Annotated in this window: 26 protein-coding genes; 7 read left to right on the top strand and 19 right to left on the bottom strand. The window is 57.5% G+C overall.

The features are described 5' to 3' along the window. Window positions 1–2: 2 nt before the first annotated feature. Window positions 3–218: a twin-arginine translocase TatA/TatE family subunit gene (locus tag JXR15_RS14450; protein WP_422053913.1), complete on the bottom strand. Its 216-nt coding sequence runs from the start codon at window positions 216–218 to the stop codon at window positions 3–5. Between the two features lie 189 nt (window positions 219–407). Between JXR15_RS14450 and JXR15_RS14445 the strand changes: the two genes are divergently transcribed. Continuing rightward, window positions 408–1,079 carry a helix-turn-helix transcriptional regulator gene (locus JXR15_RS14445; protein ID WP_422053912.1) on the top strand — a complete coding sequence of 224 codons (672 nt, stop codon included), beginning with the start codon at window positions 408–410 and terminating at the stop codon, window positions 1,077–1,079. Between the two features lie 6 nt (window positions 1,080–1,085). Here JXR15_RS14445 and JXR15_RS14440 read toward each other — a convergent pair whose 3' ends face one another. The 4 genes from JXR15_RS14440 to JXR15_RS14425 form a co-directional block, all read right to left on the bottom strand. After that, the gene (locus JXR15_RS14440) at window positions 1,086–2,183 is read right to left on the bottom strand and encodes an ABC transporter ATP-binding protein (protein WP_422053911.1); all 1,098 of its coding nucleotides are present in this window, start codon (window positions 2,181–2,183) and stop codon (window positions 1,086–1,088) included. 52 nt (window positions 2,184–2,235) lie between these two features. Then, window positions 2,236–3,621, bottom strand: a complete 1,386-nt coding sequence (locus tag JXR15_RS14435; protein ID WP_422053910.1) for a sodium:proline symporter — start codon at window positions 3,619–3,621, stop codon at window positions 2,236–2,238. A 91-nt stretch (window positions 3,622–3,712) separates the two neighbouring features. After that, the gene (locus tag JXR15_RS14430; RefSeq protein WP_422053909.1) at window positions 3,713–4,867 is read right to left on the bottom strand and encodes a hypothetical protein; all 1,155 of its coding nucleotides are present in this window, start codon (window positions 4,865–4,867) and stop codon (window positions 3,713–3,715) included. Between the two features lie 18 nt (window positions 4,868–4,885). After that, entirely contained in the window at window positions 4,886–5,665 is a 780-nt protein-coding gene (locus tag JXR15_RS14425) for an SDR family oxidoreductase (protein ID WP_422053908.1), read from the bottom strand. Between the two features lie 148 nt (window positions 5,666–5,813). Between JXR15_RS14425 and JXR15_RS14420 the strand changes: the two genes are divergently transcribed. The 6 genes from JXR15_RS14420 to JXR15_RS14395 all read left to right on the top strand — a co-directional run bounded on the left by JXR15_RS14420 (window position 5,814) and on the right by JXR15_RS14395 (window position 12,093). Then, complete coding sequence (locus JXR15_RS14420) at window positions 5,814–6,836, top strand: Hint domain-containing protein (RefSeq protein ID WP_422053907.1); 1,023 nt, start codon at window positions 5,814–5,816, stop codon at window positions 6,834–6,836. A gap of 52 nt (window positions 6,837–6,888) precedes the next feature. After that, a complete protein-coding gene (locus JXR15_RS14415; RefSeq protein WP_422053906.1) occupies window positions 6,889–8,496 on the top strand; it encodes a peptide chain release factor 3 in 1,608 nt (535 codons plus the stop codon). 47 nt (window positions 8,497–8,543) lie between these two features. Beyond that, complete coding sequence (locus tag JXR15_RS14410) at window positions 8,544–9,299, top strand: hypothetical protein (protein WP_422053905.1); 756 nt, start codon at window positions 8,544–8,546, stop codon at window positions 9,297–9,299. Continuing rightward, the gene (locus tag JXR15_RS14405) at window positions 9,296–10,249 is read left to right on the top strand and encodes a glycosyltransferase family 2 protein (protein WP_422053904.1); all 954 of its coding nucleotides are present in this window, start codon (window positions 9,296–9,298) and stop codon (window positions 10,247–10,249) included. The genes JXR15_RS14410 and JXR15_RS14405 overlap by 4 nt, the downstream gene beginning before the upstream one ends. A gap of 168 nt (window positions 10,250–10,417) precedes the next feature. Then, a complete protein-coding gene (locus JXR15_RS14400) occupies window positions 10,418–11,869 on the top strand; it encodes a DEAD/DEAH box helicase (RefSeq protein WP_422053903.1) in 1,452 nt (483 codons plus the stop codon). Further along, a complete protein-coding gene (locus JXR15_RS14395) occupies window positions 11,866–12,093 on the top strand; it encodes a DUF2798 domain-containing protein (protein ID WP_422053902.1) in 228 nt (75 codons plus the stop codon). The genes JXR15_RS14400 and JXR15_RS14395 overlap by 4 nt, the downstream gene beginning before the upstream one ends. 54 nt (window positions 12,094–12,147) lie before the next feature. On the opposite strand, the gene JXR15_RS14390 is transcribed toward JXR15_RS14395, so the two are convergent. From JXR15_RS14390 to JXR15_RS14325, 14 genes are all read right to left on the bottom strand, one after another. After that, the gene (locus tag JXR15_RS14390) at window positions 12,148–13,812 is read right to left on the bottom strand and encodes a ribonuclease J (protein ID WP_422053901.1); all 1,665 of its coding nucleotides are present in this window, start codon (window positions 13,810–13,812) and stop codon (window positions 12,148–12,150) included. Continuing rightward, window positions 13,809–14,585, bottom strand: a complete 777-nt coding sequence (locus tag JXR15_RS14385) for a type III pantothenate kinase (protein ID WP_299427415.1) — start codon at window positions 14,583–14,585, stop codon at window positions 13,809–13,811. The genes JXR15_RS14390 and JXR15_RS14385 overlap by 4 nt, the downstream gene beginning before the upstream one ends. A gap of 24 nt (window positions 14,586–14,609) precedes the next feature. Then, the gene (locus JXR15_RS14380; RefSeq protein ID WP_422053900.1) at window positions 14,610–15,362 is read right to left on the bottom strand and encodes a biotin--[acetyl-CoA-carboxylase] ligase; all 753 of its coding nucleotides are present in this window, start codon (window positions 15,360–15,362) and stop codon (window positions 14,610–14,612) included. A gap of 82 nt (window positions 15,363–15,444) precedes the next feature. Beyond that, window positions 15,445–16,887 carry an NADH-quinone oxidoreductase subunit NuoN gene (nuoN, locus tag JXR15_RS14375; protein ID WP_422053899.1) on the bottom strand — a complete coding sequence of 481 codons (1,443 nt, stop codon included), beginning with the start codon at window positions 16,885–16,887 and terminating at the stop codon, window positions 15,445–15,447. A 14-nt stretch (window positions 16,888–16,901) separates the two neighbouring features. Continuing rightward, entirely contained in the window at window positions 16,902–18,446 is a 1,545-nt protein-coding gene (locus JXR15_RS14370) for an NADH-quinone oxidoreductase subunit M (RefSeq protein WP_422053898.1), read from the bottom strand. Beyond that, window positions 18,446–20,551: an NADH-quinone oxidoreductase subunit L gene (gene nuoL / locus JXR15_RS14365; RefSeq protein WP_422053897.1), complete on the bottom strand. Its 2,106-nt coding sequence runs from the start codon at window positions 20,549–20,551 to the stop codon at window positions 18,446–18,448. Before nuoL ends, JXR15_RS14370 begins: the two co-directional genes overlap by 1 nt. Window positions 20,552–20,557: 6 nt before the next feature. After that, a complete protein-coding gene (gene nuoK / locus JXR15_RS14360) occupies window positions 20,558–20,863 on the bottom strand; it encodes an NADH-quinone oxidoreductase subunit NuoK (protein ID WP_422053896.1) in 306 nt (101 codons plus the stop codon). A 38-nt stretch (window positions 20,864–20,901) separates the two neighbouring features. After that, window positions 20,902–21,510 (bottom strand): NADH-quinone oxidoreductase subunit J, encoded by a 609-nt coding sequence (locus JXR15_RS14355; protein WP_422053895.1) that lies wholly within the window; start codon window positions 21,508–21,510, stop codon window positions 20,902–20,904. Beyond that, on the bottom strand, window positions 21,507–21,914 hold the full coding sequence (locus tag JXR15_RS14350) for a carboxymuconolactone decarboxylase family protein (RefSeq protein ID WP_422053894.1): 408 nt from the start codon (window positions 21,912–21,914) through the stop codon (window positions 21,507–21,509). The genes JXR15_RS14355 and JXR15_RS14350 overlap by 4 nt, the downstream gene beginning before the upstream one ends. 17 nt (window positions 21,915–21,931) lie before the next feature. Next, entirely contained in the window at window positions 21,932–22,426 is a 495-nt protein-coding gene (gene nuoI, locus JXR15_RS14345) for an NADH-quinone oxidoreductase subunit NuoI (RefSeq protein ID WP_294117382.1), read from the bottom strand. A gap of 1 nt (window position 22,427) precedes the next feature. After that, entirely contained in the window at window positions 22,428–23,468 is a 1,041-nt protein-coding gene (gene nuoH, locus JXR15_RS14340; RefSeq protein WP_422053893.1) for an NADH-quinone oxidoreductase subunit NuoH, read from the bottom strand. A 6-nt stretch (window positions 23,469–23,474) separates the two neighbouring features. Continuing rightward, complete coding sequence (locus JXR15_RS14335; protein ID WP_422053892.1) at window positions 23,475–23,891, bottom strand: hypothetical protein; 417 nt, start codon at window positions 23,889–23,891, stop codon at window positions 23,475–23,477. Between the two features lie 9 nt (window positions 23,892–23,900). Beyond that, the gene (nuoG, locus tag JXR15_RS14330; protein ID WP_422053891.1) at window positions 23,901–25,913 is read right to left on the bottom strand and encodes an NADH-quinone oxidoreductase subunit NuoG; all 2,013 of its coding nucleotides are present in this window, start codon (window positions 25,911–25,913) and stop codon (window positions 23,901–23,903) included. A 3-nt stretch (window positions 25,914–25,916) separates the two neighbouring features. After that, the gene (locus JXR15_RS14325) at window positions 25,917–26,321 is read right to left on the bottom strand and encodes a DUF5333 domain-containing protein (protein ID WP_422053890.1); all 405 of its coding nucleotides are present in this window, start codon (window positions 26,319–26,321) and stop codon (window positions 25,917–25,919) included. Between the last annotated feature and the right edge of the window lie 41 nt (window positions 26,322–26,362).

Below are 26,362 nucleotides of genomic sequence, written 5' to 3'. Positions count from 1 at the left end.
CCTTACGCTTTGTCTTTTTCGTCTTCCGGCGTCACGTCCTTGGCCGCGTCCACCGCTTCTTCCTCAAGCTCTTTGGTGCCTTCGTTCACGCCCTTTTTGAACGAGGTGATGCCTTTGCCAACTTCGCCCATGATGCCGCTGATTTTGCCGCGTCCAAACAGGACAAGAACCACAACAGCGATCAGAAGGATGCCGGGCAGGCCGATATTGTTCAACATGACTTTGTCTCCCTTGGTCGGAGGCACAATGGCCGCCTAAGTCTCATGGCAAAGTCCTACCGCGCCGGGCGCAGGGGCAAAAGGCGGATTTGCGGAGGAGTGACAGGATATTTGGGGTTTTTCCCGTCACTTTTGCCATTATTATGTCAGTTGTCATTATTTTGGCAGGAAGTCGGAGAATCATGCGTTATGGCCAGCTCTCAAAACCGGTCGGATCGGCTCTATAGACTGATGGAGATTCTGAAGGACGGCGGCTTACATCGGGCTGAAGATTTGGCTGCTGTGATGCGAGTGTCCTTGCGCACGATCTATCGCGACATGCAAACCCTGGCGAACAGCGGCGTGGCCATCGAGGGCGAGCGCGGCACGGGCTATCGCGCAAAGGCAGTTTTGACATTGCCGCCACTGAACCTGACCGAAGAGGAGCTGGAGGCGCTCCACATTGGATTGGAAGTGGTGGGCACCGGCATGGAAGGGCCATTGCGGGCGGCCGCAGAAAGTCTGAGCGCGAAGATCGACGCGGTGTTGCCGGAGGAAATTGGCGGAGTGAGCCAAGGCTTTGGGTTTGCGGCCTATCCATTTGCCGAGACAACGCAGGCCCTGCAATACCTTGAACCGCTGCGGGAAGCCATTCGGGCACGACAAAAATTGCGGATCACGGGAGCGGATGAGGTGGCGCGGGACGTGCGGCCGCTGAAGCTCGACTATTGGGGGCGTGTGTGGACGTTGGGGGTCTGGGACGAAACCCATGGAAGCTTTACAAAAATCCGGGTGGACCAGATTGCCGAGCTTACTGTGTTGCCAGGCCTGTTTGTGGAGGAGCCGGGCAAGAGCCTGAAGGATTTTCTCGCACAGAGCTAAGACGCTTCAGGTCTCAGCAGGGAAAACAAAACAGCGGTCGCGGCGGATTGTGAGCCAGAGCGGTGTGCCTTCTTTGGGCAGGAACACATTCGGCACGGTGACCTTAAGTGCAGAGCCATCATGGTCCATTTTGAACTCCACAAGGCTCTCGTTGCCCATGAAGCGGGCGCGGGTCACGATGCCACGCGCGGCAACCCCGTCTGACGGGGTTGGCAACGGGCCCTTGCCCTGACGGTCAAAGTCGAGCTTGAGGTGCTGCGGACGAATGACAATTTCGACCGGCGCGCCGTCCGCAAGACCGGGTGTCAGGAACTGGCCAAAAGGCGTTTCGGTCAACGCACCGTTGCTGACCGATCGGATCACATTGATATCGCTGAAAAACGCCACCGCCTGTTTGTCTTTGGGGGCGTTGTAGATGTTGTACGGAGCGCCCTGTTGCACGATGACGCCATCACGCATCAGGGCAATTTCGTCAGCCATGCGCATGGCCTCTTCCGGCTCATGCGTGACCAGCAACACAGCGGTGTCTTCCTCTTTGAGCACCGCCAAGGTCTCGTCCCGGATGCCGTCACGCAGACGGTTGTCGAGGCCGGAGAATGGCTCGTCCATCAGCATGATCCGTGGGCGTGGTGCCAAGGCGCGGGCCAATGCGATGCGTTGTTGCTCACCGCCCGAAAGCAGGTGCGGGTATTTGTCGATGGCCCAGCCGAGGTTCACCTTGGCCAGAAGTTCCTCAACACGGGCGCGTTTTTCGTCTTTGCTGCCCTTGAGCCCAAAGGCCACGTTGTCGCTTACCGAGAGGTGCGGAAAAAGTGCAAAGTCTTGAAACATCAGACCAATCTGGCGACGTTCCGGCGGGATGCGGAACACGGTGTCACAGATTAGCTTGCCATCAACATAGATTTCGCCGCTATCCTGCATGTCGACACCGGCGATCATGCGCAGAGTGGTGGACTTGCCACAGCCAGACGGGCCAAGCAGGCAGGTGACCTTGCCCGATTGCAGAGTCAGAGACACATCATCCACCACCTGCCGGTTGCCAAATCGGCGGCGCAGGTTGCGGATTTCCAAACGTGGTGGCGTCGAAGTAGATGTCGGCTGCACGGGAGGCCTCTTGCAATCCCCGATGTTTTTCATCGGGTTTCGCAGTGGTGTATCAGCCCCCTACCCTTGCTTCAACCCTGCGGCTCCCGATCAGGACTGCGGCAAATCCAACCACCAAAACGATCACACAGATCTGCAGAAGTTGCTCGTATTTGTGCCCGTCATAGAGGAACTGGGACACAAAATCCGTGTCGCGGAACATGTAGGCGGCGGCGCCGTAAAGGGCAGCAAAGAAACAGGCCATGTAGGACCAGAGAGGGACATCCCGTCCGCCGATCAGGCTGGCAACCAACACGGGTGTGAGGAACATCGAGGCGGTGCCGGACACAGCGACGGCGTCAAACAAGGTTTGATTGCCCCAAAGCGTCAGCGCGGCACCTACGAGAGCAAAGACCAACATGGCAATGCGGCCTCCGGCCAACGTACGCGGGGCGAGTTTGAGTTCCTCGACCACAAGGCGGGCGGCGGAGCTCAGCGCGGAGTCCAATGTGGACAGCGCAGACACCAGTAGCGAGAGGATCAGCAAGGTGAAAACCCAGGTTGGGAACATTGTACTCCAGGTACCAATCAACTGACCTTCATAGGCTGCACCTTCAAGAGAGGCCTGAATGCCAAAGAAGCCAAAAGCGATGATGCAAAGCGTGGACAGCCAGAAAGCATGCAGGAAGCTTTTGCGGGTGGTGTTGCGGTCTGCGAGGAAGCCGCGGTCCATCATGACTGGATCATGTACCGGATAGGAAAACACCTGAAGCGCGGCCACCACCAGAAGCACCAAGCCGTTGTGCGGGCCAGAGGCACCAGGCGCTGTTAGGACAGCGCCGAAGTCAAATTCAGGGCGCAGCACCAGTGCAACAAAGGCGATACCAAACACCACAAGGAACAGCAGCATCTGCACAACGTCGGTGCGCAAGGCGGCGGATAATCCGCCCCAGGCGGAATAGGCCAGCGCAACCACGCCGACGATCAGGATAGAAATGGTGCCCGCATTGGCAACCTCCGGCAGCGCGGCGCTGAAGATCAGGCCAACCACCAGCAGGTTGGCGAAGACCTCAGACAGCAGACGCAGGGCGATCACCACGTTGTAGGCGGTGGTGCCGGGGGTGCCAAAGCGTAAGGTGAGCCAGTCTTGAACCGAGCCAGCGCCCTGCACGCGCATACGGTTCACAATGTAGCCGCCGGTCAGGAACGACGCATAGTAAGCCGCGTAGGCCAATGTGCCGGCGATGCCATAGTAGAAACCAAGGATGGCAGCGTTCATCAAGGAGCGGGCGAAGATCCAGGTGGTGACCTGCGACAGCACCAAGGTCCAAAGCGACGGCGCCTGCCCTTCTGCGGTCTGCCCGCCAAAGAAGCCCACAACTGTGGCCCGTTTCGGGGCGACAACAAGGCTGAGCAAAAGAATGGCGGCGAAGATCGTGATGAGTGTGGCGGCGTGCATGGTCATGTCCCGTTCAGAATTGGGACCGGCCTAACAGGCGGCCAGTTGTCGGGCTAGCCGCCCCACAGAAACGTGATGAAGCGTCAGAGGGTTACGTGGGTTCTGTCAAATCAAACGCCACATCTCCAAGCACACGGCCGTTGACCTGAATGGCCAGCTTGTGCGGACCAGGGTGGAGCTGAAACGTGCTGGCGTTGGCTTTGAGCGGATGCTTTTTGGCCAGTGTGAGCGGCTTTCCAGCAGGGATTTTGCCTTGCTTGAGCTTGAAGACCTTGTCACTGCCACGCCCGTTAGGGCGATGGAAACTCAACACATAGTCGACCATCACCGGCACGGGGGATGTGCCATCCGTGGTCAGCGTTGTTTCGACCTGTAGCGCGTCGCCGATCTGGATACTGTCGCCGCCAACAGACAGGCTGTCCAAAGTGATGGGGGCGCCTGGGTGGAATCCCAACATCGACAGCGCGCCGGAATGGCCTGCCTTGACGGCTGTGCGCAAAGAGTGACGCGTCATCCAGTCCAACTCTTTGGTGGCTTGCTTGCCCTGCTCTTTCCAGTCGGCCAATTGGCTGACCACCGTATCGGTGGAGAGTTTGGAAATGTCATTAAGGTGGTTGGACACCGAGCGGGTCACGTAGCGCGTTGGATCGGCGTGCAGTTTTGCCAGGAGAGGCAACGTGGACATCGGATCGATGTCGATCTTTTTCGCCCAGGGCAGCTTAGGTCGTGTGCCTTCGCTCACCAGACGGCGGACGTGGTAATTATCATCCTCGGCCCAGTCATGCAGGCGGCCAAAGGTTTCATCGGGCCAGCGATTGATGAAGGCACGGATGTAGAATTCCATGGAGAAGCGCTTGGTGGCCTCTTCCAGCAGATCAAGCGCCCGGTCCCGATGGTCTTCAACCCCATGGCGGGTGGCAAGAATGCCGGGCACCGCATGGATGAAGCGGCCGAAGTCATCGTCCTTCAGAGTTGGATCAAGCGCAGGCGGCATGGCCGCTTCAAGTTGATCCGCCATTTCGGGAAAGTCTGGCGCGAGGCGTTTTTCGATGCAGTCGGCTATCCATTCCATGCGCTCCATGAGCTCGCGCCCCTGAAGTCCTGCCACAACTTCGTGATGAAAACCCTCGCCATCAAACCCCGGCACTCCGGCGGCAAATTCTGCCGCCAGATCGCCGAGACTATCTGCGTTAAACAACTCATCTTTCAGTGAAAACCCTTGGGACACACCCACACCTCGCGCCATTTAGTTACCTACTCGCGCTTACATAGCAGATGCAAAGGCACCGCCGTCCAGCAGAACATTCTGCCCGACGATAAAGCCTGCGTGATGGGAACACAGGAAGGCACATGTGGCGCCAAACTCATCCGATGTGCCGTAGCGGCCAGCGGGAATGGTGGCGGCGCGTTGGGCCTGAGCTTCTTCCATGGAGATGCCTTGCTGCTCGGTCACGGCCTTGTCCAAGGACACGGCGCGGTCGGTGGCATGGATGCCCGGCAGGATATTGTTGATGGTCACGCCTTTGCCCGCCACCTGACGCGCAGTGCCGGCGACGTAGCCGGTGAGGCCTGCGCGGGCGGCGTTGGACAAGCCCAGTACCGGAATCGGGGATTTGACCGAGACTGAGGTGATGTTCACCACACGGCCCCATCCCCGGTCCATCATGCCGGGCACAAGCGCTTTGATCAGAGCAATTGGGGCCAGCATATTGGCGTCCAACGCAGAAATGAAATCGTCGCGGTCCCAATCGGTCCACATACCGGGAGGCGGGCCGCCAGCGTTGTTGACCAGAATATCCACGCCCTGCGCCGCTTCGATCAGCTTGGCTTGGCCCTCGGCGGTGGTCACATCACAGGCAATCGCCTGCACATGCACACCAAACTCGGACCGGATGTCGGCTGCGGCGGCCTCAAGTGCCTCAACGCCGCGCGCGTTCATGATCAGGTCCACACCTTCCGCAGCCAGAGCGCGAGCGCACCCCAAACCAAGACCTTTTGAGGACGCACAAACCAGCGCGCGTTTACCTTTAATTCCCAATTCCATGCGATTCTCCCCGTTGTTGTGGGGGTAAGAAATACCCAAATTAGGAATGATGCCAGTATAATGCCGAAGCCATGGCATTGTGCTGCCACATTTGCGTGTCACTTCACGTGTTCAAAGAAAGCGTGCAGTACACTAAAATAGGTAAGTTATGACGTCTCAAGTTCAAGACAGCTCCCAGCCCTCCCAACGTCTACCGGTGTATCCGGCGGGTGCCTTTGTGGTGACGGATGGGGCCAACCTTGGTGATTCGCTGTCTTTTGCGGAAGAACTTGTCTTTGATGATATTTACACCTTGGCTCAGGACGCAGAGGAAAAGAGCCTCGCGTTGCGTACGGATAGCGAAGGTCAGCACTTCATTGCCAGCGAATACAGCCTCGGCACCAAGGGCGCTCGTGTCTATCTCGACTGCGTTGCCACCTTCATGCCGCCAAGCGGAGACACAATTGAAGTGTTGGTATTGGTCGAAGTCGACGACGACGGCGGTGTGGTAGAGGTTTATGGGGCCCCCTTGGCGCCACTCACCCCCAAAGGCGACTATGTCTTGGTCGGTGTTGATCGCGGCGCGGCCTCGACAAAACTGGCACAACTGGCCTGCGTGAGCTTTACCGGCGGCACCCGTATCACTATGGCCACGGGCGAACAGCGCCGTGTAGAAGATTTGACTGTGGGTGATCGTGTCCTGACGCGGGACGATGGCCCGCAGGAAGTGCGCTGGATTGGCCATGCCGTGCAGCGCGCAAGCGGCGAGTTTGCCCCTATTGTGATAACAGCGGGCACGCTCAATAACACACAGGATCTGCGGGTGAGCCCGGATCACCGGCTGTTTGTCTATCAGCGCCATGACCATATTGGCGTCGGGCGCAGCGAGCTGCTGATCAAAGCGCGGCATCTGGTGAATGGAGACACGGTCTACGCCGACGAAGGTGGGTTTGTGGACTACTACCAGATCATGTTTGACACCCATCAGATCATTTTTGCGGAAGGTATATCGGCAGAAACCATGCAGATGGACACCCGCACCCGCCCTGCGGTGCCAGAAGAGGTGAAAGAGCGTCTGCGTCCGGCGTCCAACGCGACGCGCGGCATGCCGCAGGCGCATCTGGAAGTGCATGAAAGCCTGCTGGATCGTCCAGATGCGGTGGAGCTGTTGAAGCGGGCGTCCTCGAAGTAGGACCCGCCGCTTTTCCTTGCGAATTGGCACTTTGCGACCTATACGCGCGGACATGTTGGACACGCAGACAAACCGCCCCGAATTGCCGCCCGAGATTGCGCGCCGTCGCACCTTTGCGATCATCTCGCACCCGGACGCCGGTAAGACCACGCTGACCGAAAAGTTCCTCCTTTATGGTGGCGCGATTCAGATGGCGGGTCAGGTGCGGGCCAAAGGGGAGGCACGCCGCACGCGATCCGACTTCATGCAGATGGAAAAAGACCGCGGGATTTCCGTGTCGGCCTCTGCCATGTCGTTTGATTTTGGAAATTTCCGCTTCAATCTGGTGGACACGCCGGGCCACAGTGACTTCTCTGAGGACACCTATCGCACGCTGACCGCTGTGGACGCTGCGGTGATGGTGATTGACGGCGCCAAAGGTGTGGAAAGCCAGACGCAGAAACTGTTTGAAGTGTGCCGCCTGCGCGACCTGCCCATTTTGACCTTCTGTAACAAAATGGACCGCGAAAGTCGCGATACCTTCGACATTATTGACGAAATCCAAGAAAACCTCGCGATTGACGTGACCCCGGCCAGCTGGCCGATTGGTGTGGGCCGTGAGTTCATGGGCACCTATGACATGCTCAATGACCGGCTGGAGCTGATGGATCGGGCCGACCGGAATGTGGTCGCCGAAAGCGTTCAGATTGAAAGCCTGGCTGACCCCAAGCTGGCGGACCACATTCCTGAGCACCTGCTGGAACAGCTGCGAGAAGAAGTTGAGATGGCCAAAGAGCTGTTGCCAACGCTTGACCCGCAGGCGGTGCTGGAAGGGCACATGACGCCGATCTGGTTTGGCTCTGCGATCAACTCCTTTGGCGTAAAAGAACTGATGGATGGCATTGGCACCTACGGGCCAGAGCCGCAGATTCAGACCGCGGAACCGCGCAAAATTTCGCCCGAAGAGAAAAAGGTCGCTGGGTTTGTGTTTAAGGTTCAAGCCAACATGGACCCAAAACACCGTGACCGCGTGGCGTTTGTGCGGATGGCATCCGGCCACTTCAAACGTGGTATGAAGCTGACCCATGTGCGCACCAAAAAGCCGATGGCGATTTCCAACCCAGTGCTGTTCCTGGCGTCTGATCGCGAATTGGCTGAAGAGGCCTGGGCGGGCGACATCATTGGCATTCCCAACCACGGGCAGCTGCGCATTGGCGACACGCTGACCGAAGGCGAAGCACTGCGGGTGTCTGGCATTCCGAGCTTTGCGCCGGAACTGCTGCAAGGCGTGCGTGCCGGCGATCCATTGAAAGCCAAGCACCTTGAAAAGGCACTGATGCAGTTTGCAGAAGAAGGTGCAGCGAAGGTGTTCAAGCCAATGATTGGCTCAGGCTTCATTGTGGGCGTGGTTGGTCAGCTTCAGTTTGAAGTGCTCGCCAGCCGGATTGAGATGGAATACGGCTTGCCCGTGCGCTTTGACCAGAGCCAGTTCACCTCGGCACGTTGGGTGCACGGTGAACGTCAAGCTGTTGAAAAGTTTGCGGATATGAACAAACAGCACATCAGCTACGACAACGATGGCGATGTGGTATTCCTGACGCGTTTGCAATGGGACATTGACCGCGTTGCGCGCGACTATCCGGATGTCACGCTGAGCGCGACCAAGGAAATGATGGTCTGATACACTCTGCGATTGCACGGGGTTTCCCCCCGTGCAAACATCACGCCATGTCTGAAAAAAACCTCACCTATCCGGGCGGTTACGCCTATATGATGGAGCGCTATGACGGGCGGCGCGAGCCGTTTGATTTTGGCCCCGAAGACCTGCCGCCCTTGGATGTGAACCTGACGGTGCTGAGGAATGCGGTTGTGCCGGAGCGCGCAACGCAAAAAGGACCTGCCGACCCAAACACTAGTTGGGCCCGCAAACGGGGGCAGATTGCAGAAGAGTTCATTGGTGCCAGCGAACTGGCCTTTTTGAATGCCCAGTTGATTTCCAACCTGCGCAAACGAGAGCATCCCCCACAAACCCCAGCACTGTTTTGTCGGCTTTGGGGCGAAGAGGCCGAACATCTGATTTCCGAGTTGAGTCTGCGGTGGCTGGTGAGTTCGGTGCAAACTTTTGCGGACCACGGGGAAACAGCGGCGCAGCGTGAGGTTGGCCAAGGGCTGCGCATGTTGTTTGGCATGATGAAGCTTTATGAATTTGAGCGCAGCTTCAGCGGGTTGGAGCCCAGCAAGGCGTATGGGTTTGGCAAACGTGTAAAGACACGGTTGCCACTCGACATGGAGCCGTTTTCGCTGATCCACGGGGGGCTGGACATCAACGTGATCACGCCAATTTGGGAGCTGGGAAAATCTGATCCGGTGATCGCGCCCTTGGTGGACCACCTCTTGCAGGAGCTGATCGAAGAACCCGGCGGTGTATTCCGTCGGTTGGCACAGATGCGGGCCAAGAAAGAGCGCCAGCAGGGGCGCAAATGAGCACCGAGGCACCGACCTGGGGTGTGGTAGCAACCATCAAGGCGCCCGCCGCTGATATTTTGAATTTTGTCGCCCACCACCTCGATCTGGGTGCAACACATGTGTGGATCTATTTGGACGCGGCCAATCCGGAGGCCAAAGAGCATCTCAAGCCGCATCCGCAGCTGACCGTGGTGCGCACCGGCGACAACTATTGGACGAAGACGCGCGGGAAAAAGCCGCCGATGCACCAGCCCCGCCAATCCTTCAATGTGCGACACGCCTACAGTCGCGCCAAGAAAGTTGATTGGCTGCTGCATATCGATGTTGATGAGTTTTTGTGGCCGGATCGTCCCATCACAGACCAGCTGGCCGCGCTTCCGCAAGACTGCTTGGTTGCGCGGGTCCGACCCGCCGAGGCGATGGCATCCGTTGGAACAAGCGACGTTGTGCATTTCAAAAGCTTCATTTCCGACAAGTCCACGCGCGATCAGATCGTTGCGGAGGTGTATCCGAACTTTGCGCCTTACCTGAAAAACGGCTTTGTCAGCCATGTCGCTGGGAAGATGTTTCTACGTACTGGGCAGAAAGACATGGCGATCAAGATCCACAATGTGGTGCAGAACGGCCGCCATAACCCTGGTCAGATTGAACTGACGGACGTTGCCCTGCTGCATTTGCACACGACCAGCTGGGATCATTGGATGGAGAGTTTTGCCTATCGCCACAAGAAAGGCTCTTATCGCGATGAGTTGGGCTCGGCCGTGCCAGAAGACCAAGGCGGCCTAAATCTCCACAGATTGTTTGCGCATTTGGCGGAGGAACCGGACGGGTTGCGGCAGTTTTATCAGGAAGTGTGTGTGGCGACGCCGGAGCTACAAGCGAAGCTCGATGCGCGGGGCCTTCTGCGCAGCCATGACTTGGACCTGGACGCCAAAAGACAGAAACACTTCCCACGGTTTGAGGTCTAATGTTTCCGCATTGCGCCAAGTCTTTGGTACATATTCGGTTACATTGACCTGAAGCCACAGGTGCGATAGAAGGCCCCGTGGATCAAAAACGCCATAGACGCGGGGTCAGACGGACCCGATCCAAAGCGCCGCTACGGGCCAAAAAGTGTCCGTAAACCACGGATACAAATGACAAAATTTTCTGACCTGAACCTCAACCCGAAGGTACTCAAAGCGATTACCGAAGCGGGCTATGAAACCCCAACCCCAATTCAGGCAGGGGCGATTCCTTCTGCATTGGACGGTCGCGATGTGCTTGGCATTGCTCAAACCGGCACCGGTAAGACGGCCAGCTTCACGCTGCCAATGCTGTCTCTGCTTGCCCGTGGACGCGCCCGCGCACGGATGCCACGCAGCTTGGTGCTGTGCCCAACCCGCGAGTTGGCGGCTCAGGTAGCTGAGAACTTTGACACCTATTCCAAACACTTGAAGCTGACCAAAGCGCTGCTGATTGGCGGGGTGAGCTTCAAGGAGCAAGAGACCATCATCGACAAAGGCGTCGACGTTCTGATTGCCACACCTGGCCGGTTGCTGGACCATTTTGAGCGCGGAAAGCTGATCTTGTCTGACGTGAAAGTCATGGTTGTCGACGAAGCGGACCGGATGCTGGATATGGGCTTTATTCCCGATATCGAACGCATTTTTGGCCTGACGCCTTTCACACGGCAAACGCTGTTTTTCTCTGCCACCATGGCCCCGGAAATCGAGCGCATCACCAACACCTTCCTGTCCAACCCGGAGCGTGTCGAAGTGGCGCGCCAGGCAACCGCCAGCGAAACCATTGAGCAAGGCGTTGTGATGTTCAAAGCATCCCGTCGGGACCGCGAAGGCAGCGAGAAGCGGAAAGTTTTGCGGGCATTGATTGACGCGGAAGCTGACAAATGCACCAACGCGATCATCTTCTGTAACCGTAAAACCGACGTGGATATCTGTGCCAAGTCATTGAAGAAATACGGCTATGACGCTGCGCCTATTCATGGCGACCTGGATCAGTCACAACGGACACGCACGCTGGAAAGCTTCCGCAATGGCGAGTTGCGCATTCTGGTGGCGTCTGATGTGGCTGCCCGTGGTTTGGACGTGCCAAGCGTGAGCCACGTGTTCAACTTTGATGTTCCCGGTCATGCCGAAGACTATGTGCACCGCATTGGCCGCACAGGGCGCGCGGGCCGTGAAGGCAAAGCTATCACCATTTGCAGCCCACGTGATGAGAAGCAATATGACGCGGTTGAGGCGCTAATCCAGAAAGAGATCCCGCGCATTGAAAACCCAGTGAAAATTGAGCCGCGCAAACCTCGCAAAGCCAAAGAAGATGCCACGCCGAAGGTGGAAGCAAATCCAGAGGCGGTTGAAACCGTTGAGGCACCGGCAAAAGACGACAAGCGCAAGCGCGATGACAGCCGTGGACGTGACCGGGAAGACAACAATCGCAGCGGTCGGGACGACAACAACCGTCGTGGACGGAGTCGTGGTCGCAACGACCGGCGGGATGACGGCAACAAAGTTGTCGGCATGGGTGATCACATGCCCAGCTTTATCGCGATGAGTTTTGACGAGCGCCGCGAACAAGGAACCCAATGATCCCGGCGCGATTTGCCCCCATCCTTTTTGGCCTGATCCTGTCCGGGATGATGACCAATGTGGTCACCTTTATCTCAACTTGGCATGTGAGTGGGTTTGCCCAGAACTTTGTGGCCACATGGCTTGGCGCCTGGGTCACAAGCTGGATGGTGGCGTTTCCGCTTGTGCTCGTGCTCGCACCACTGACACGCAAGCTTGTACAGCTTTTGGTCCGCGCGCCTTAAACCCGCGGACCGTAGCTTTCTATCAATTCTAAGAGGCGATGCTGCCGCTTGAGCTTAACTCAAGCGGCTGACAATCACCGTGACCTCAGGCTTTTTGCCAATCTCGTCACGGGCAGAATTGCGCACGATACGGCGGATATCGCCTTCGATCTTGTCGTCATCACGCAGCGTTTTCTCTTTGGCACGTCCAAGGAACTGCGTGACGTCTTCTTCGAGAACATCCACCAGCGGCGCTTGGGACCGGCCCAGTTCTGGCAAGCCCATCAGCTCACACCAGGCATCGCCCAGTGGCTCGTCGTCTTCATCGAGCAGAACGGTGACGATCACATGGCCATTCAGCGCCATGCGGATACGGTCCCGGATGATGCCATCCATCGCCCCGATCTGGGTGTTGCCATCCAGATAGGTGCGCCCGGTTTCCACATAGCCCGCAATCGACGGCTGCTCGCCGGAGAGATCCAGCATGGTGCCGTTTACGGCCACGATGGACGCCCGACCGTTGTCATTGGCCAGCTTGGCATGTTCGCGCAGGTGACGGTGCTCGCCGTGGTTGGGGATCACCATGGTTGGGTTCACGATGTCATGCAGACGCAACAAGTCCGGACGGTTGGCGTGGCCGGAGACGTGGTATTTCCCGGAGCTGTCATCCACCACATCCACCCCCATTTCGGAGAATTGGTTGATGATGCGGAACACACCTTTTTCGTTGCCCGGAATGGTTTTTGAACTGAACAGGAAGAGGTCGCCCTCTTTCAGCGTGATGCCATTGTACTTGCCGCGTGCCAGTTGGGCACTGGCGGCACGGCGTTCCCCTTGAGAGCCGGTGACCAGTAGCATGAGGTTTTCACGCGGAATGGACGCGGCGTCTTCCGGGCTGACCACTTTGGGGAAGTCTGACAACACGCCTGTCTGCATCGCGGCTTCGATCATGCGGCGCATGGCGCGGCCCATCAAACAGATGGAGCGCCCTGCCCGTTCGCCAGCTTGGGCCAGGGTTTTTACACGGGCGACGTTAGACGCAAAGGTCGTCGCGACAACCATGTTGGATGCTTCCGAGACCAGTTTTTCAATCTCCGGACCAACAGAGGCCTCGGAGCGGCCTGCATGGGGAGAGAAGACGTTGGTGGAGTCACAGATCAGCGCTTTGACACCGTCTTTGGACACCTCGGCCCAGAGTTCCGGATCAAACGGTTCCCCCACCAGAGGGGTTTCGTCCAGCTTGAAGTCGCCGGAATGGATCACGCGACCCGCAGGTGTGTCGATCACCAAAGCAGCGCTTTCTGGAATGGAGTGGCTGATAGGCAGGAAACCCACTTTGAAGGGCCCTGCATCAGTGGTTTCCGGCCATGCGGACACAGTGCGGATCATCTCTTCCGGCTGACCGCGGTCCGCCATCTTGTGACGGGCCAAATTGGCGGTGAAGGCGCGGGCGTATACCGGAACCTCAAGACGGTCCCAATAATGGCCAATAGCGCCGATGTGGTCTTCGTGGCCGTGGGTGATAAACACCGCCTCAAGCCGGTGTTTGTTCTCTTCCAGCCATTTGATGTCGGCAAAAATCAGATCGACGCCGGGGCTGGTTTCCATGTCAGAAAACGCCACGCCAATGTCGACCAGGATAAGCCGTTCGTTGTCGGCGGGCCCGTAGCCATAAACATAGGCGTTCATGCCAATTTCGCCGGAGCCGCCAAGCGGCAAATAGATCAAGCGGTCGCTCATGCGCCCTGCTCCTTGTTGTGTGTATGGATCACGGTCAGGCCGTGCATCGTCAAATCGTCTTCGATGGTGTCAAACAGGCTGTCGCCTTGTTCAAACAGCGGCGCAAGACCGCCTGTGCCCACCACTTTCATAGGGGCGCCGTATTCCGCTTTAATGCGGGCAATGATGCCTTCAATCAGTCCGGTGTAACCCCAGAACACCCCGGACTGGATACAACCGACCGTGTTCGTTCCGATCACTTTTTCAGGTTGGCTGATGTCCACATGCGGCAAGGCAGCCGCCCCGGAGTGCAGCGCTTCCAGTGACAGGTTCACGCCAGGGGCAATCACGCCGCCTACATATGCGCCGTCCTCGGCCACCACGTCAAAGTTGGTTGCGGTGCCAAAATCGACAACCACCACATTGCCGCCGTGACGTTCATAGGCCGCCACAGCATTGGCCAAGCGGTCTGGACCGGGCTGGGTGCCTTGATCCACGCGCGGTGCTACGGGCAATTTGCAGTCCGGTTTACCCACCACCAGCGGGCGGCAATTGAAAAATCTGTCCGCAAAAACGCGCAGGTTAAAGACCACGCGCGGCACGGTGGAGGAAATGATCACGTCGGTGATATCCGCGTCGATGCCGTAGTGATTGATCAGCGTAGAGTACCACGTGAAATAGGCATCCGCCGTCCGCGCGTGGTGGGTAGATGTGCGCAGGGTGCAGAGAAACTTTTCCCCGTCCCAAATGGAGAACACGGTGTTGGTATTGCCGCAGTCAATGGCGAGAAGCATGGGTAAGATCCCCTTTCACGCGGATCAGAAAAAGATATCTGCCGCGGGAATGGCCACGCGGTCTTTTGCGGTCTTCAACACGAGATTGCCCGCGCTGTCCACCGTTTCAAAGGTTCCGGTCGTTTCGTCACGGGTGGTACGTGCGGTGATGACCTCTCCAATACGTGCCGCGCGGGCAAGCCAGGCGGTGCGGATGGGTTCGAAACCATAGGTGACAAACTGGGTTTCCCATCGGGCATAGACCGGGGCAAGCGCATCAAGGAACTCTTCCGGCGACACCGACGCACCGGTTTCACTCAACAGAGAAACCGGACGTGTGGCCTGGCTTTCTACAGCGCCCGTGTCAGGCGCATGGGCCAGATTTACGCCGATGCCGATGGCAATATGGCTTACAGCACCGCCAACCATGCCCGTGCTTTCCAAAAGGATGCCTGCGACCTTACCGCCGTTCAGAAGCACGTCATTGGGCCATTTCAGCGCCAGGCCATCAGGACGGCCAGTGACCGCGACAAAGGCGTCATAGAGCGCGAGAGAGGCCACAAAAGAACGCAGCGCCACTTGGTCTGGTGTTTCGGCGGGACGCATCACCAATGTGCCGGCGAAATTGCCAATTGGATCAACCCACGCTCTGCCGCGACGGCCACGACCTTGGGTTTGACGCAGGCCCAATATCCACTCCGGCCCAGGCAAATCTGGCGCGATGCGCGCTGCCTCGGCATTGGTGCTGTCCACTTCGGCCAGCACGCGGCGACCGTATCCTTCAGGCCAAGTGTTCATGTCCGCGGTGTCTTTCAACAGTTGTCAAAAACAGCAACGCGCCCCGGTGGGGCGCGTCACGTTCAATTGCATATTTCTGCGATCAATGTGGCATCAGAGCGGCTGCGGCAGCCTGAGCAGCTGCATCCACACCAAAGAAGTTGACGATGCCAAGCAGCATGATCGCGGCACTGGCCATCAGCAACACTTGCTGAACCATGGAGCGCGGCGCGTCCAGAGCGTCTCCCTCTTCGCCAAAGTACATGTAGAACACGATGCGCAGGTAGTAGAACGCGCCAATGACAGAAGCCACGACACCGGCAATTGCCAGCCATGCCAGCCCACCTTCATAGGCGGCGCGCAGCACGTAAAGTTTGCCAAAGAAGCCAAGGAACGGCGGCACACCTGCCAGCGAGAACAGCAGGAACAACAGCGCCAGCGCCCGACCGGATGACTGCTTGCTGTACATGTTCAGCGAGGCGATATCGGTGACCGGCTGGCCGTCTTTTTCCATCGACAGGATGAAGGCAAAGGTGCCCACGTTCATGGTCACATAGATCGTCATGTAGACCAACATTGCTTCGACACCCAGTGCCGTGCCAGCTGCAAGGCCCATCAGAGCGTAGCCCATATGGGCGATAGACGAGTACGCCATCAGCCGTTTGATGTTGGTTTGGCCAATCGCGGCCACGGCACCGAGGAACATCGACAAAACAGACAGCAGCGCAATGATCTGTTGCCAGTCACCAACCACACCACCAAAGGCGTCAAACAGCACGCGGGCAAAGAGGCCCATGGCCGCCAGTTTAGGGGCTGTAGCAAAAAACGCAGTGATCGGGGTTGGCGCTCCTTCATAGACGTCCGGTGTCCACATGTGGAATGGCACTGCGGACACTTTGAACGCGAGGCCGGAGATCACGAAGGTCAGACCAAACAGAAGACCCAACGGAGTGTGGCCGTGGCCAACCGCTTCGATGATGCCTGCAAATGTGGTGGTGCCCGCAAAGCCGTAGACCAGCGAGGAGCCGTAGAGCAGCAGACCGGAGGACAAAGCACCAAGCAGGAAGTATTTCATGCCTGCTTCTGTGGATTTCACACCATCGCGGCGCAGCGTAGCCACCACGTAGAGCGCCAAGGATTGTAGCTCGAGCCCCATGTAGAGCGTCATCAGATCGCCTGCGGATACCATGGTCATCATACCCACCATGGCCAGTGCCACGAGGATTGGATACTCAAATCGCAACATATTGCGGCGCTGCATGTAGTCCGCGCCCATCACGAGCACTGCAGCACCTGCCAGCAACATCGCCACTTTGGCAAAGCGGGAGAACGCGTCGTCATGGAACATGCCGCTAAACGCGACATTGTCGCCGGAACCGGACACGCCAATCCACACAGCCAGCAATGCAAACACACCGGCGGTGAGCCATGTCAGCATCGGCGCCATTTTGTCTTTGCCGGTGTAGACCACTGCAAGCAGCGCCAGCATGGCGTAAATCGCCAGCAGAATTTCCGGCAAGATGATATTCAGGTCAGCCTGGATCATATCTCAAGCGCTCCTTAGTGCGATGCCGTCTGGCTGGCGGAAGCGCCATTGGCCAGTGCGGTGTCATAGTTGGAAATCAGGTTCTCGACAGAGGGCCCAATGATGTCGGTGACCAGTGATGGGTAGACACCCAGAATCAGTGTCATGGCAACCAAAGGCGCAAAGATCATCTTTTCGCGGCGGGTCATGTCGTTGATGGTCTTCAGGCTTTCCTTGATCAGATCGCCCATCACAACGCGGCGGTAGAGCCACAACGCATAGGCTGCAGAAAGGATCACACCGGATGTGGCGATCAGTGCCACCCAAGTGTTGACCTGGAACACACCCATCAGGGTCAGGAATTCGCCGACAAAGCCGGAGGTGCCTGGCAGGCCGACGTTGGCCATGGTGAAGAACATGAAGATCAGCGCATAGGCTGGCATACGGTTCACAAGACCACCGTAAGCGTCGATTTCACGGGTGTGCATGCGGTCATAGATTACGCCCACACAAAGGAAGAGCGCGCCGGAGATGAAGCCGTGGCTGATCATCTGGAAGATCGCGCCATCAATGCCTTGTTGGTTGGCGGCAAAGATGCCCATGGTCACGTAGCCCATGTGAGCCACCGAAGAATAGGCAATCAGCTTCTTCATGTCTTCTTGCACAAAGGCGACCAGCGATGTGTAGACAATCGCAATTGCCGACATCCACATCACCAGAGGGGTCATGACCTCTGCGCCAATTGGGAACATCGGCAGAGAGAAACGCAGGAAGCCATAGCCACCCATCTTCAATAGGATGGCCGCAAGCACAACGGAACCAGCTGTTGGTGCCTGAACGTGGGCATCCGGCAACCAGGTGTGCACCGGCCACATTGGCATCTTCACGGCGAAGGACGCGAAGAAGGCCAGGAACAAGATGGTCTGCATGCCACCGATTATAGTGATGCCCATGACACTCATGGTTTCAGAGGCAAACTCATGTGCCATCAATGTTGGAATGTCGGTGGTGCCCGCGTTCACAAACATCGCGACCATCGCCACCAGCATCAGCACGGAACCAAGGAAGGTGTAGAGGAAGAACTTAAACGATGCGTAGATGCGGTTAGCGCCACCCCAAATCCCGATGATCAGGAACATTGGGATCAGCCCTGCTTCGAAGAACAGATAGAACAGCACCAGATCCAGCGCCATGAACACGCCAAGCATCAGCGTTTCCAGCAGCAGGAAGGCAATCATGTATTCCTTCACGCGAGATTTCACATCCCAAGAGGCCCAGATCACCAATGGCATCATGAAGGTGGTAAGCATGACAAACAGGATCGAAATGCCATCGACACCCAGTTTGTATTTCAGCCCCATCAGCCAGTCGCGTTCTTCGACAAATTGGAAGCCGGTGTCGTCGGGATCAAAGCCCGCGAGCACAAAGAGGGACATCAAGAAGGTGATGATGGTCGCAGTCAAAGCAACGCGTTTGGCGTTGCGCTGAGCCATATCATCCTCACCGCGCAGAAAGACCAGAAGGATCAGAGCTGCAAAGGTCGGGATAAACGTGACCAGGGAGAGCAAGCTGTCGTTCATTAGTGCGCTCCTCCGCTGAGCGTCATCAGGGTGATGAGGGCAACGATGCCGATCACCATGGCTAGGGCATAGGTAAAGACGTAACCGGTTTGGGCACGGCCCGCGAGACGGGTGAGCATCGGCACAAAGCCCATCGCAATCCCATTAAGAGAACCATCAATCACGTCACCGTCCCCACGTTTCCACAGGAAGCGGCCAATGGCGGCGGCAGGGCGTACAAATAGGAAGTTGTAGGCTTCGTCAAAGTACCACTTGTTCAACAGGAACAGGTAGAGTGGACGCTGCGCCTCAGCGGCACGTGCCGGCATGGATGGGTTCCAAATATAGAACCACAGGGCAAACACCAGACCAATGACCATAGCGATGAAGGGGCTCACCTTGACCCATTTTGGGGCATGGTGCGCGTCGTCCATCACATGGTTGTCTGGATGGGTGAAGATCGCGCCTTTTGGTGCTTCGCCGTGATGCGCATCTTTCGCAGCGGCGTGATCATCGCCATGCGTCTCGTCTTTGGCATGGTCATCACCATGGGCAGCCTCTTCGCCGTGACCTTCGCTGCTTTCCGCATGGTGCGATGGTACGCCGTAGAATTTGTTCACCGTTTCATGGTCGCCAAAGAAGGAGCCAAACCAAATCATCCCGGCAAAGATCGCACCCAAGGACAGAACGCCCAGAGGGATCAACATGACCATCGGGCTTTCATGCGCGTGATCATGCGTGTGTTTGTTGCCGCGCGCCTCACCAAAGAAGGTCAAAAAGATCAATCGCCAGCTGTAGAAGCTGGTGAGCATGGCTGCGATGACCAGCATCCAGAAGCCGTAGCCCCCTGCGGTGCCGGCCCAGGCGCTTTCAATTATTGCGTCTTTGGACAGGAAGCCAGCAAAACCAATGTGGGTCAGCGGGATGCCAACGCCGGTGATCGCCAGCGTACCGATCATCATCGCCCAGAAGGTATAGGGGATCTTCTTGCGCAGACCACCGTAGTTGCGCATGTCCTGCTCGTGGTGCATCGCGTGGATCACCGAGCCCGCGCCCAGGAACAACATCGCCTTGAAGAAAGCGTGCGTGAACAGGTGGAACATCGCGGCGGAGTAAACACCAACGCCGGCAGCCACAAACATGTAGCCCAGCTGAGACATGGTTGAGTAAGCAATCACGCGTTTGATGTCGTTCTGCACGAGGCCAATGGTGGCCGCCACAAAGGCAGTTGAAGCGCCGATGAAGACGATGAACGCTTTGGTGTCACCTGCGTATTCGATCAGCGGCGACATACGAGACACAAGGAAGACACCCGCGGTCACCATGGTTGCGGCGTGGATCAGCGCGGACACAGGCGTCGGACCTTCCATCGCGTCGGGCAACCAAGTGTGCAGGAACAGCTGTGCCGATTTGCCCATTGCGCCGATGAACAGCAAGAACGCAATCAGGTTGGCCGCATTCCAATCCCGCCACAGGAAGTGCAATTCCATTTCCGCCAGCGCAGGTGCCGCGGCAAAGATGTCGTCAAAATTGATGCTGTCGGTCAGCATGTAAATGGCAAAGATGCCCAGCAAGAAGCCGAAGTCACCGACACGGTTGACCACAAAGGCTTTGATCGCGGCAGCGTTGGCGGACGGTTTTTTGTAGTAGAACCCAATGAGCAAGTAAGACGCGACGCCCACACCTTCCCAGCCGAAGAACATCTGTAACAGGTTGTCGGCAGTCACCAGCATCAGCATGGTGAAGGTAAAGAAAGACAGATACGCGAAGAAACGTGCTTTGTAGTTCTCGTCTTCGGTCCAATGCTCGTCATGCGCCATGTAGCCAATGGAGTAGAGGTGCACGAGGGCAGAAACCGAAGTCACAACAATCAACATGATCGCGGTCAGGCGATCGACGCGGATGGACCAAGCGGTGTCGAGGTGGCCCGATTGGATGAAGTCCAACACATGGATTTGTTTGACCTGCGAGGCGTCAAGGCCGAGGAACACAATCCAGCTCAGCAAACAGGCCCAGAACAAGATCGCGGTTGTCAGGTATTGTGCGGCTTTTTCACCGATCAACCGCCAACCGAAGCCAGCGATCAGGGCGCCAACCAGCGGCCCAAAGAGAATAAACGTTTCCATGATCGCTTAGCCTTTCATCACGTTGACGTCTTCGACCGCGATGGTGCCACGGTTGCGGAAGAAGGAGACCAGGATCGCCAGGCCAATGGCTGCTTCTGCAGCCGCCACGGTCATCACGAAGAGCGCGAAAACCTGTCCAGTGAGGTCACCCAAGAAGGATGAGAACGCCACCAGGTTGATGTTCACAGACAGCAGGATGAGTTCAATCGACATCAACAGAATGATGATGTTCTTCCGGTTCAGGAAGAGGCCGAAAATGCCGATGACGAAGAGCGTCGCCGCCACGCCTAGGTAGTGTTCCAAACCAATCATATTTGGTCCCTCGGTTCTTTTTATCTCTTCAGGCGGGCTTAGAGCCCCTGCCCCGGTTTTACGTCTTTCAATTCCATCGAGTCGGCTGGGTCACGCCACATCTGCTCCAGCACGTTCTGGCGCTTCACGTCTTTGCGGTGGCGCAGGGTCAGCACAATTGCGCCGATCATCGCGACCAGCAGGATCAGGCCGGACAGTTGGAACAGCAGGAAGTACTGATCGTAAAGGATCAGACCCAGCGCTGCGGTGTTGTGGGTGTCAGTAGGTGTTGGGGCTGCGCGCAGGCTTTGCGCGGTGTCGGCAAACTCCCAAGGCCCAAAAACGATCCCCAGTTGCATCAAAAGGATCGCACCAATCAGGAGAGAGAGTGGCAAATATTGCGCCATGCCTGCCTTGAGTTCGGCAAAGTCGACATCCAGCATCATCACCACAAACAGGAAGAGCACGGCGACCGCCCCGACATAGACGATGATCAGCAGCATCGCGACAAACTCTGCGCCCAGCAGCACAAACAGGCCCGCGGCGCTAAGAAACGCCATGATCAACCACAGCACCGAGTGCACCGGGTTGCGGCTGATGACGGTGCAAAAGCCGCCGACGATCACACAGATCGAAAACAACCAAAATGCATAATCCGCGATGGTCATGTGTCACTTCCCTCTTTGTCCGCCAGGACCTCCTGCACCAGTTCCATGGCGCGGGTGGTGGCGGGAATACCGGCGAACATCGACATTTGGCCGATGGTCTCCACGATTTCTTGTTTTGTGGCCCCGACTTCCACCAGATGGCGGAGTGTGAGGCGGATTTGTGCGTCTGCCTGGGCACCCAACATGGTGAGCGCGCCAAGTGTCAGCAGCAGGCGGGTTTTGGCATCCAAGCCGCCTTTGTTCATCGAGTTGCCAAAGAACATCTCCATGACGTCCTTGGGCATGGTGGGCCAGAGCGCCTCAAACCCTTTGGGCGTGAAGCTTTCCAGCGCAGGATTGAAGGACTTCGCCATCTCCTGATACTGGGCGAACATCGCCTGATATGGGTTTTTGCTGTCGCTCATGGTCCTAGGTTCCTAACTCAGCGATACGGCGCGTCGATTTCGAGATTACGTGCAATCTCGGCTTCCCAACGGGCGCCGTTTTCCAGCAGCTTCTCTTTGTCGTAGAACAGCTCTTCGCGGGTTTCGGTGGCAAATTCAAAGTTTGGCCCTTCGACAATCGCGTCCACCGGGCAGGCCTCTTGGCAGAAACCACAGTAGATGCATTTGGTCATGTCGATGTCATAGCGCGTGGTGCGACGGGAGCCATCTTCGCGCGGTTCGGCGTCAATGGTAATCGCTTGTGCCGGGCAGATCGCTTCGCACAGCTTACAGGCAATGCAACGCTCTTCGCCGTTGGGATAACGGCGCAGCGCGTGCTCACCGCGGAAACGTGGCGACAGCGGACCTTTTTCGTGTGGGTAGTTCACGGTGGCCTTGGGTTTGAAGAAGTACTTCATGCCCAGTTTGAAACCGCCCAAGAAGTCCTTCAGCAGGAAGTAGCCAGCGGCGCGTTTATAGTCGATTGCCGTCATATCAGCCTCCGATGGCCCAGCGGGCGTAGGCACCGCCGAAGAGTTCAAATTTCGCAAGGAACGACACCAGCACCACCCAGATCAGGGACATGGGCAGGAAGACTTTCCAACCGATGCGCATCAGCTGGTCGTAGCGGTAGCGCGGGGAGATGGCTTTCACCATCGAGAAGATGAAGAACACAAAGCAGATCTTCAGCAGCATCCAGATAATGCCGTCTGGCAGACCCGGGATTGGGGAGAGCCAACCGCCGAGGAACAGCAGAGACACTAGCGCGCACATCAGCACGATGGCGACATATTCACCGATCATAAACAGCAGGAACGGTGTGGAGGAGTATTCCACCTGATAGCCTGCAACGAGTTCGGATTCCGCTTCGGGAAGGTCAAACGGTGGGCGGTTGGTTTCCGCCATAGCCGAGATCAGGAAGAGGAACATCATTGGGAAGTGTGGCAGCCAGTACCAGCTGAAAATGCCGTAGTTGCCGTCCTGTGCGTTCACAATGTCTCCGAAGTTCATCGAACCGGTGGTGATGATCACACCAATGATGATCAGGCCAAGAGAGACTTCGTAAGAGATCATCTGCGCGGCAGAGCGCAGCGAGCCCAAGAACGGGTATTTGGAGTTGGACGCCCAACCGCCCATGATCACGCCGTAAACTTCCAACGAGCTGACCGCCATCACGTAGAGAATGGCGACGTTGATGTCTGACACCACCCAGCCGTCGTTGAACGGGATCACAGCCCAGGCGATCAGCGCCATGACCAAGCTGACCATCGGTGCGAGCAGGAAGACCACCTTGTCCGAGCCTGCCGGATAGACGATCTCTTTCACCGCGTATTTGATGAAATCCGCAAAGCTTTGCAGCAGGCCAAAAACACCCACGACGTTTGGCCCCCGGCGCAGTTGCACAGCAGCCCAGATTTTCCGGTCGGCATACAGCAGGAATGCCAGCGCCACCAAAAGCGGCACGACAACCGCCAGCACCTGCCCCAAAGTCAGGAGCAAGATGCCGAGGTTCGTGGTGGTAAAGAATTCAGTCATGGGTCCTCACACCGTAGGTATTCCGTTGTCTTCGCAGTTCGCGACAATGACTTCAGCGTCAATTGTTTTGAGACCACGGGGCAGCGCGGCAGAGATGGTGTAAACCGCATCCCCTGACCACAGGTCGCCCTGATTATCTGTTGTTGTACGCACATGCCGCGCAAAGCCAAAGCCGCGAATGAGCGCATATTGGGCCGCTGCACATGCCGCGTAGGCATGCACGTCTTTCTCATCGCGCGCGCCGGTCATGGCGACGTGAAAGTTCACCAAATCGCCTTCCAGCAGTCGGGTGTCCACGCCTGCATACTTTGGCTCAAACGCCATATCCTCACGCATCACATCCGTCTCGGGGTGCGGCGTGCAGGCCGAAAGCCCAGCCAAAGCGGCCGAAGCAAGCAAGATATGAGGACGCGTGAAAGTCATGTGTTTGGCTTATTCCGCAGCGATTTTGGCGTTGTTGCGCGCTTTGGCAGCGGCAGAAAGCTCTGCCATCAGCGTGCTGGCGCGGGCGATGGGGTTGGTCAGGTAGAAGTCGGTTACGACCGCCGGGAAGCGGCCATTTTTCAACTCGATAGGCGCGATTGGTTGCCACTCGTTTTCGACAACTTGGTCGATCTGTTTCAGGTGCGGCACCGCGGCCACGAGCGCCTGACGCAGCTGAGCAAGGCTATCATAGGCCAATGGCGCATCCAGTTCGGCGCTCAGCGCCCGCAAGATCGCCCAGTTTTCCTTAGCTTGGCCCGGTGCAAACCCGGCGCGCATAGACAACTGAGGACGACCTTCGGTGTTCACAAACAGGCCGTTTTCTTCGGTGTAAGCCGCCGCGGGCAGGATCACGTCTGCGCGATGTGCGCCACGATCTCCATGGCTCCCCTGATAAATCACGATCGGACCGTCGGCGATTTCGACTTCGTCGGCGCCTAGATTGAAAACCACCTCAGCACCCTCTAGCGCCTTGGTCATCCCGCCTTCGGTCACCGCGCCCACATCCAGTGCACCCACGCGCGACGCGGCGGTGTGCAACACCAGCATTTTGCCACCCATCTTCTCGGTGACTGCCATACATTGGCTCAGCACGGCCACGGCATCGCCTTCTCCAAGCGCCCCTTGGCCGACGATCACCACCACACCGTCTTTTGGTTCTGCAGTGGCGACCAACTTGGCCAGCGGCGCACGGCCGGGGCCGGCAACGGCATAGTCATAGGTCAGATCCATGTCGGACTGGCCGATCACGGTAACGTTGGCACCTTTGGTCCAAGCCTTGCGAATGCGGGCATTCAGCACCGGCGCCTCGTCGCGCGGGTTGGTGCCAACCAGGTAGATTTCTTTTGCGGTCTCGATGTCTTCGATAGAGGCGTTGCCCACATAGGCCGAACGGTTGTCCGTAGGCAGTGGCGCGCCGTTGGTGCGGCATTCGATGGAGCCGTCAAGACCTTCGACCAACTGCTTGAGCGCAAAGACCGCCTCGGTTGGGGCAAGATCCCCGACCAGCGCGGCAACCTTTTTGCCTTTCATCACGTCAGCGGTGGCGGCAAGCGCCTCCCCCCACGTGGCCGGTTTCAGCTTGCCGTCCACACGCACGTAAGGCTGATCCAGACGCTGGCGGCGCAGGCCGTCCCAGACAAAGCGGGTTTTGTCCGAAATCCACTCTTCGTTCACGCCATCGTGGTTGCGCGGCAGGATCCGCATCACTTCCCGGCCTTTTGTGTCCACACGGATGTTGGAGCCAAGCGCATCCATCACGTCGATGGTTTCTGTCTTGGTCAGTTCCCAAGGACGGGCGGTGAAGCTGTACGGCTTGGAGGTCAACGCGCCTACCGGGCACAGGTCAATGATGTTGCCTTGAAGGTTGCTGTCCAAAGTCTGGTTAAGATAGCTGGTGATTTCTGCGTCTTCGCCACGGCCGGTCTGGCCCATCTGAGTGATGCCCGCAACTTCGGTGGTGAAGCGTACACAGCGGGTGCACGAAATGCACCGCGTCATAGTGGTGGACACAAGCGGACCGAGGTCCAGATCGTCCACGGCGCGCTTGCCTTCTTTGAAGCGGTTTTCGCTGATGCCATAGGCCATGGCCTGATCCTGCAGATCACACTCGCCGCCCTGATCGCAGATCGGGCAATCCAGCGGGTGGTTGATCAGCATGAATTCCATCACACCTTCGCGCGCCTTTTTCACCATTGGCGAGTTGGTTTTCACCACCGGCGGCTGGCCTTCCGGACCTGGGCGCAGATCACGCACTTGCATAGCGCAGGAGGCGGCAGGCTTGGGCGGGCCGCCCACAACCTCGACAAGACACATGCGGCAGTTGCCGGCAATCGAGAGACGTTCGTGATAGCAGAAGCGCGGGATTTCCACGCCTGCTTCTTCACAGGCCTGGATCAGGGTCATTGCGCCCTCTACCTCGACTTCGGTCTCGTCGATGATGATCTTGCGGAGGTCAGACATCGCTTATTTCGCCCTCAAATACACGCCGATCGCGCTGTTTCTTTCGATTTCCGCGCGACCAAGCGCACAGACAGATTCCGGATTCTCCAAAGAGACACCTTTGTGTTTCAAAAACGCATCACCACGCTGGCGCATGCGTTCTTTCTCTTCGTCCGACTTAATGAATGCTTTGATTTCGTCATCCGTGTAGCCAAGTTTGCGTGCTTTGCGCACCAATCCCCAGCCATCAGCCACACCCTTGAGCTTACGCGGCTCAATAGTGTCGCAGTGTTCACTGATCTCAAAAGCCACCAACGCCCAATACAACGGGTCATTGATTTCCTTCACTTCACGCAGAGGTGGCTTGGCGACGGCAGCGCCACTCAAAGCCAGAGTTGCGGCCACAAAAACAGATGTCAGTCGGATCATCTTCTCACTCCTTTAGCATCGGCAAAGATACCCTTTGCCAA

The sequence above is a fragment of the Shimia sp. genome (assembly GCF_049116215.1).
Taxonomy (GTDB): Bacteria; Pseudomonadota; Alphaproteobacteria; order Rhodobacterales; family Rhodobacteraceae; genus Shimia.
Note: the sequence above shows the minus strand (reverse complement) of the source record. Positions and strands in the feature narration are given on the sequence as shown.

Excerpts from the sequence above, each read along its gene's own strand:
- JXR15_RS14450 (WP_422053913.1), bottom strand. The coding sequence starts at position 218 with ATGTTGAACAATATCGGCCTGCCCGGCATCCTTCTGATCGCTGTTGTG.
- JXR15_RS14445 (WP_422053912.1), top strand. The coding sequence starts at position 408 with ATGGCCAGCTCTCAAAACCGGTCGGATCGGCTCTATAGACTGATGGAG.
- JXR15_RS14435 (WP_422053910.1), bottom strand. The coding sequence starts at position 3,621 with ATGCACGCCGCCACACTCATCACGATCTTCGCCGCCATTCTTTTGCTC.
- JXR15_RS14430 (WP_422053909.1), bottom strand. The coding sequence starts at position 4,867 with ATGGCGCGAGGTGTGGGTGTGTCCCAAGGGTTTTCACTGAAAGATGAG.
- JXR15_RS14425 (WP_422053908.1), bottom strand. The coding sequence starts at position 5,665 with ATGGAATTGGGAATTAAAGGTAAACGCGCGCTGGTTTGTGCGTCCTCA.
- JXR15_RS14420 (WP_422053907.1), top strand. The coding sequence starts at position 5,814 with ATGACGTCTCAAGTTCAAGACAGCTCCCAGCCCTCCCAACGTCTACCG.
- JXR15_RS14415 (WP_422053906.1), top strand. The coding sequence starts at position 6,889 with ATGTTGGACACGCAGACAAACCGCCCCGAATTGCCGCCCGAGATTGCG.
- JXR15_RS14410 (WP_422053905.1), top strand. The coding sequence starts at position 8,544 with ATGTCTGAAAAAAACCTCACCTATCCGGGCGGTTACGCCTATATGATG.
- JXR15_RS14405 (WP_422053904.1), top strand. The coding sequence starts at position 9,296 with ATGAGCACCGAGGCACCGACCTGGGGTGTGGTAGCAACCATCAAGGCG.
- JXR15_RS14400 (WP_422053903.1), top strand. The coding sequence starts at position 10,418 with ATGACAAAATTTTCTGACCTGAACCTCAACCCGAAGGTACTCAAAGCG.
- JXR15_RS14395 (WP_422053902.1), top strand. The coding sequence starts at position 11,866 with ATGATCCCGGCGCGATTTGCCCCCATCCTTTTTGGCCTGATCCTGTCC.
- JXR15_RS14390 (WP_422053901.1), bottom strand. The coding sequence starts at position 13,812 with ATGAGCGACCGCTTGATCTATTTGCCGCTTGGCGGCTCCGGCGAAATT.
- JXR15_RS14385 (WP_299427415.1), bottom strand. The coding sequence starts at position 14,585 with ATGCTTCTCGCCATTGACTGCGGCAATACCAACACCGTGTTCTCCATT.
- JXR15_RS14380 (WP_422053900.1), bottom strand. The coding sequence starts at position 15,362 with ATGAACACTTGGCCTGAAGGATACGGTCGCCGCGTGCTGGCCGAAGTG.
- nuoN (WP_422053899.1), bottom strand. The coding sequence starts at position 16,887 with ATGATCCAGGCTGACCTGAATATCATCTTGCCGGAAATTCTGCTGGCG.
- JXR15_RS14370 (WP_422053898.1), bottom strand. The coding sequence starts at position 18,446 with ATGAACGACAGCTTGCTCTCCCTGGTCACGTTTATCCCGACCTTTGCA.
- nuoL (WP_422053897.1), bottom strand. The coding sequence starts at position 20,551 with ATGGAAACGTTTATTCTCTTTGGGCCGCTGGTTGGCGCCCTGATCGCT.
- nuoK (WP_422053896.1), bottom strand. The coding sequence starts at position 20,863 with ATGATTGGTTTGGAACACTACCTAGGCGTGGCGGCGACGCTCTTCGTC.
- JXR15_RS14355 (WP_422053895.1), bottom strand. The coding sequence starts at position 21,510 with ATGACCATCGCGGATTATGCATTTTGGTTGTTTTCGATCTGTGTGATC.
- JXR15_RS14350 (WP_422053894.1), bottom strand. The coding sequence starts at position 21,914 with ATGAGCGACAGCAAAAACCCATATCAGGCGATGTTCGCCCAGTATCAG.
- nuoI (WP_294117382.1), bottom strand. The coding sequence starts at position 22,426 with ATGACGGCAATCGACTATAAACGCGCCGCTGGCTACTTCCTGCTGAAG.
- nuoH (WP_422053893.1), bottom strand. The coding sequence starts at position 23,468 with ATGACTGAATTCTTTACCACCACGAACCTCGGCATCTTGCTCCTGACT.
- JXR15_RS14335 (WP_422053892.1), bottom strand. The coding sequence starts at position 23,891 with ATGACTTTCACGCGTCCTCATATCTTGCTTGCTTCGGCCGCTTTGGCT.
- nuoG (WP_422053891.1), bottom strand. The coding sequence starts at position 25,913 with ATGTCTGACCTCCGCAAGATCATCATCGACGAGACCGAAGTCGAGGTA.
- JXR15_RS14325 (WP_422053890.1), bottom strand. The coding sequence starts at position 26,321 with ATGATCCGACTGACATCTGTTTTTGTGGCCGCAACTCTGGCTTTGAGT.